3 protein-coding genes and 1 pseudogene are annotated in these 4,344 nt (G+C 76.2%); 3 read left to right on the forward strand and 1 reads right to left on the reverse strand.

Going from position 1 to position 4,344, the window contains the following annotated elements; translation table 11 throughout:
* From cobT to G3I42_RS18490, 3 genes are all read left to right on the forward strand, one after another.
* Window positions 1-1,815, forward strand: a 1,815-nt coding sequence (gene cobT / locus G3I42_RS18480) for a nicotinate-nucleotide--dimethylbenzimidazole phosphoribosyltransferase (RefSeq protein WP_239096540.1), incomplete at its 5' end; no start/stop codon positions are given.
* 152 nt (window positions 1,816-1,967) lie between these two features.
* Window positions 1,968-3,200 (forward strand): uroporphyrinogen-III C-methyltransferase, encoded by a 1,233-nt coding sequence (cobA, locus tag G3I42_RS18485; RefSeq protein ID WP_164287359.1) that lies wholly within the window; start codon window positions 1,968-1,970, stop codon window positions 3,198-3,200.
* 35 nt (window positions 3,201-3,235) lie between these two features.
* Window positions 3,236-4,045 carry an RNA methyltransferase gene (locus tag G3I42_RS18490; RefSeq protein ID WP_164287361.1) on the forward strand — a complete coding sequence of 270 codons (810 nt, stop codon included), beginning with the start codon at window positions 3,236-3,238 and terminating at the stop codon, window positions 4,043-4,045.
* A gap of 75 nt (window positions 4,046-4,120) precedes the next feature.
* Here the strand turns inward: G3I42_RS18490 and G3I42_RS18495 are convergent.
* Window positions 4,121-4,344 (reverse strand): annotated as a pseudogene (locus G3I42_RS18495) (serine/threonine protein kinase); the annotation flags it as partial.

The following is a 4,344-nucleotide window of genomic DNA, read 5'->3' on the forward strand; positions in this document are numbered from 1 at the left end:
GCCCCCGCGACCGAGCCCCGGGCCGAGGCCCCCGCCGCGACCGAGGCCGCCCCCGACCCCGTCTCCCCGCAGGCCCCCGCCGGGCCCCCCGCGCCCGGGTACGACGAGGCCGAGCGCGAGGCCGTGCTGCGTGTCATGCGCGAGCGGCGCGACATCCGCAACGGCTTCCGTTCCGACCCGATCCCGCACGAGGTGCTGCTCCGCGTCCTGGAGGCCGCGCACACCGCGCCGAGCGTCGGGCACTCGCAGCCCTGGGACTTCGTCGTCATCCGCTCCGAGGAGACCCGGCGCGCGATGCACGAGCTGGCCGAGAAGCAGCGCGACGCGTACGCCGCCTCGCTCCCCAAGGGCCGCGCGAAGCAGTTCCGCGAGCTGAAGATCGAGGCGATCCTCGACACGCCGGTCAACATCGTCGTCACCGCCGACCCGACGCGCGGCGGCAGGCACACCCTCGGCCGCCACACGCAGCCGCAGATGGCCCCGTACTCCTCCGCGCTCGCCGTCGAGAACCTGTGGCTCGCCGCGCGCGCCGAAGGGCTCGGTGTCGGCTGGGTGAGCTTCTTCGACGAGCGCGAGATGGTGCGCGCGCTCGGCCTGCCCGAGCACCTGGAGGTCGTGGCGTACCTGTGCGTCGGGTACGTCGACGAGTTCCCCGACGAGCCCGAGCTGATGCAGGCCGGGTGGTCCAAGCGGCGCCCGCTCTCCTGGGTCGTGCACGAGGAGACCTACGGCCGCCGCGTGCTGCCCGGCGCCGAACCGGCCGACCTGCTCACCGAGACGGTGCGGCGCATCCGCCCGCTGGACGCGAAGGCGCTCGGCGAGGCGTGGGAACGGCAGAAGCGGATGACCAAGCCGCCGGGGGCGCTCGGCATGCTGGAGATCATCTCCGCGCAGCTCAGCGGCCTCTCGCGCGTCTCGCCGCCGCCCATTCCCGAACCGGCCGCCGTCGCGATCTTCGCGGGCGACCACGGCGTGCACGCCCAGGGCGTCACCGCGTGGCCGCAGGAGGTGACCGCGCAGATGGTCGCCAACTTCCTCGGCGGCGGCGCGGTCTGCAACGCCTTCGCGAAGCAGGTCGGCGCCGAGGTGTGCGTCGTGGACGTCGGCGTCGCGGCCGAACTGCCGCCCACGCCGGGGCTGCTGCCGCGCAAGGTACGGGCGGGCACGGCGGACATGACGGCGGGCCCCGCGCTCAGTCGCGAGGAGGTCACCGCCGCGATCGAGGTCGGCATCGAGACCGCCCGCGACCTCGTCGCCGCGGGCAACAAGGCGCTCCTGACCGGGGAGATGGGCATCGCCAACACGACCGCGTCGGCCGCGCTCATCTCCGTCTTCACCGGCACCGACCCGGCCGAGGTCACCGGGCGCGGCACCGGCATCAACGACGAGATGCACGCCCACAAGGTCGACGTCATCCGTCGCGCGCTCGACCTGCACCGCCCCGACCCCGCCGACCCCATCGGCGTCCTCGCGGCGGTCGGCGGGCTCGAACACGCGGCGATGGCAGGGCTCCTCCTCGGCGGCGCCTCGCTGCGCACCCCGGTCATCCTCGACGGTGTCAGCGCGGGAGCGGCGGCCCTCGTCGCCCGTGCCATCGCCCCCGAGGTCCTGGCCGCGTGCATCGCGGGCCACCGCAGCGCCGAACCGGGCCACGTCGCGGCCCTCAACAGCCTCGGCCTGCGCCCCCTCGTCGACCTCGACCTGCGCCTCGGCGAAGGCACCGGGGCCCTCCTCGCCCTCCCCCTCGTCCAGAGCGCCGCCCGCGCCATGCACGAGGTGGCCACCTTCGACTCGGCGGGGGTCACGGAGAAGTAGTGCTCCCCGGGGCGGTGCGCGGCCACCCGCCCACCGCCCCGGTCCCCTTCCGCCCACCGCCCCCGGGGGCCGCCTCCCGCCGCCCCCGTAAGCTGGCCCCGCGGAGCAACGTCGCACCGCCCCCTCCCCGCGCCCCAAGGAGCCGCTCCGCCATGCCCTCCGCCGCCACCCACCCCGCCTACCCCGCGGGACTGCGCCTCGCGGGCCGCAAGGTCGTCGTCCTCGGCGGCGGCCAGGTGGCCCAGCGCAGGCTCCCCGCCCTCCTCACCGCGGGCGCCGACGTCCTCCTCGTCTCGCCCTCGGCGACCGCGTCCGTCGAGGCGATGGCCACGGCGGGCGAGCTCCGCTGGGAGCGCCGCCCCTACCGCGCGGGCGACCTCGAAGGCGCCTGGTACGCGGTCGTCGCGACCGACGACGCGGCCGCCAACGCCGCCGCCTCCGCCGAGGCCGAGGAACGCCGCGTGTGGTGCGTACGCAGCGACGACGCCGACGCGGCGAGCGCCTGGACCCCCGCGACCGGGCACAGCGCGGGCGTCACCGTCGCCGTCCTCACCACCGAACCCGCCGAGCGCGACCCGCGCCGTACCGCCGCCGTGCGCGACTCCCTGCTGCGCGCGCTCGACGAGGGCCGCGTCGCCGTGCCGAGGCAGTCGGGCGGCGAGACGCCGAAGGTCGCCCTCGTCGGCGGCGGCCCCGGGGACCCCGACCTCATCACCGTGCGCGGGCGCCGCCTCCTCGCCGAGGCCGATGTCGTCATCGCCGACCGGCTCGGCCCCCGCGACCTCCTCGCCGAACTCCCGCCGCACGTCGAGGTCGTCGACGCGGCGAAGATCCCGTACGGGCGCGCGATGGCGCAGGAGGCGATCAACGAGGCGCTCATCACGCACGCCAGGGCGGGCAAGTCCGTCGTACGGCTCAAGGGCGGCGACCCCTTCGTCTTCGGGCGCGGCATGGAGGAGGCCCAGGCCCTCGCCGCCGCCGGCATCCCCTGCACCGTCGTCCCCGGCATCTCCAGTTCGGTCAGCGTGCCCGCCGCCGCCGGCATCCCCGTCACGCACCGCGGTGTCGCCCACGAGTTCACCGTGGTCAGCGGCCACGTCGCGCCCGAGGACCCGCGCTCCCTGGTCGACTGGCCCGCGCTCGCCCGGCTGCGCGGCACGCTCGTGATCCTCATGGGCGTCGACAAGCTCGGCGCGATAGCCGAGGCACTCGTCCGGCACGGCCGCGACCCCGAGACGCCCGTCGCGCTGATCCAGGAGGGCACCACGGCGGCCCAGCGACGCGTCGACGCGCGCCTCGCGACCGCGGCCGACGCCGCCCGCGCGCACGACGTACGCCCCCCGGCCGTCATCGTCGTCGGCGCCGTCGCGGCCCTCGACGCCTGACAGTCCCTCGCCCGTACGACCCAAGGCGGCACCCCGTGGCAGTACCCGAACGCGTCGAGGACCCGGCGGACCCCCGGCTCGGCGACTACACCTCGCTCACCGACGTGCAGTTGCGCCGCCGCCGCGAACCGGAGGAAGGACTCTTCATCGCGGAGGGCGAGAAGGTCGTGCGCCGCGCGCTGGACGCCGGGCACGGCATGCGCTCGATGCTGCTCACGGAGAAGTGGCTGCCCGTCATGGCCGACGTGATCGAGGCGAGCGAGGCGCCCGTCTACGTCGTGAGCCCCGAGACGGCCGAGCGGGTCACCGGCTACCACGTCCACCGCGGCGCCCTCGCCTCCCTGCACCGCATCCCGCTGCCCGCGCCCGCCGGCCTCCTCGCGGGCGCGCGCCGCGTCGCCGTCTTCGAGGACCTCGTCGACCACGCGAACCTCGGCGCCGCCTTCCGCAACGCCGCGGCGCTCGGCGTCGACGCCGCGCTCCTCACCCCGCGCTGCGCCGACCCCCTCTACCGCCGCGCCGTGAAGGTCTCGATGGGCGCCGTCTTCTCGCTCCCGTACGCGCGCCTGGAGAACTGGCCCGCCGACGCGGACACGATCAAGCGGGCGGGCTTCACCCTGGCCGCCTTCTGCCTCTCGGACCGCTCCCTGACCCTCGACGAACTCGTCGCCCGCGCGGACCCGCGCCTCGCCCTCCTCTTCGGCAGCGAGGGCCCCGGCCTCACGCCGGCGGCGCTCACCGCGGCCGACGTGCACGTCCGCATCCCGATGCGGGCGGGCATCGACTCCCTCAACGTCGCGGCGGCGACAGCGGTGGTCTTCTACGCGACGCGAGCCTCCGCCTGAGCCCCGAGAACCTTCCGGTGCGCGGGGAGCGGGCCACGGGGCGCGGCCCCGCGCGTCAGCCCCGAAGGGGCACTCTCAGGCCAGCCCCTGCACGAGCATGATCCCGAGCGCCACGATCAGCGTGACGACGAAGAAGACCACGAGGCGCTGCCGCAGCAGCCGCGGATTGGCGGGCCGCCGACCCGCCCCCGTCCGGGTGCCGGGCCGGCTCGCGCCGCCCGTCTGCCCGCCGGCAGGTCTCCGCTGTCCCCCCGTCGCACGGGACGGCCGCCCCGCGACGGGGCTCCGGTCCACAAGGG

Origin of the sequence: Streptomyces sp. SID11385 (assembly GCF_010548245.1) — a bacterium.
Lineage (GTDB): Bacteria > Actinomycetota > Actinomycetes > Streptomycetales > Streptomycetaceae > Streptomyces.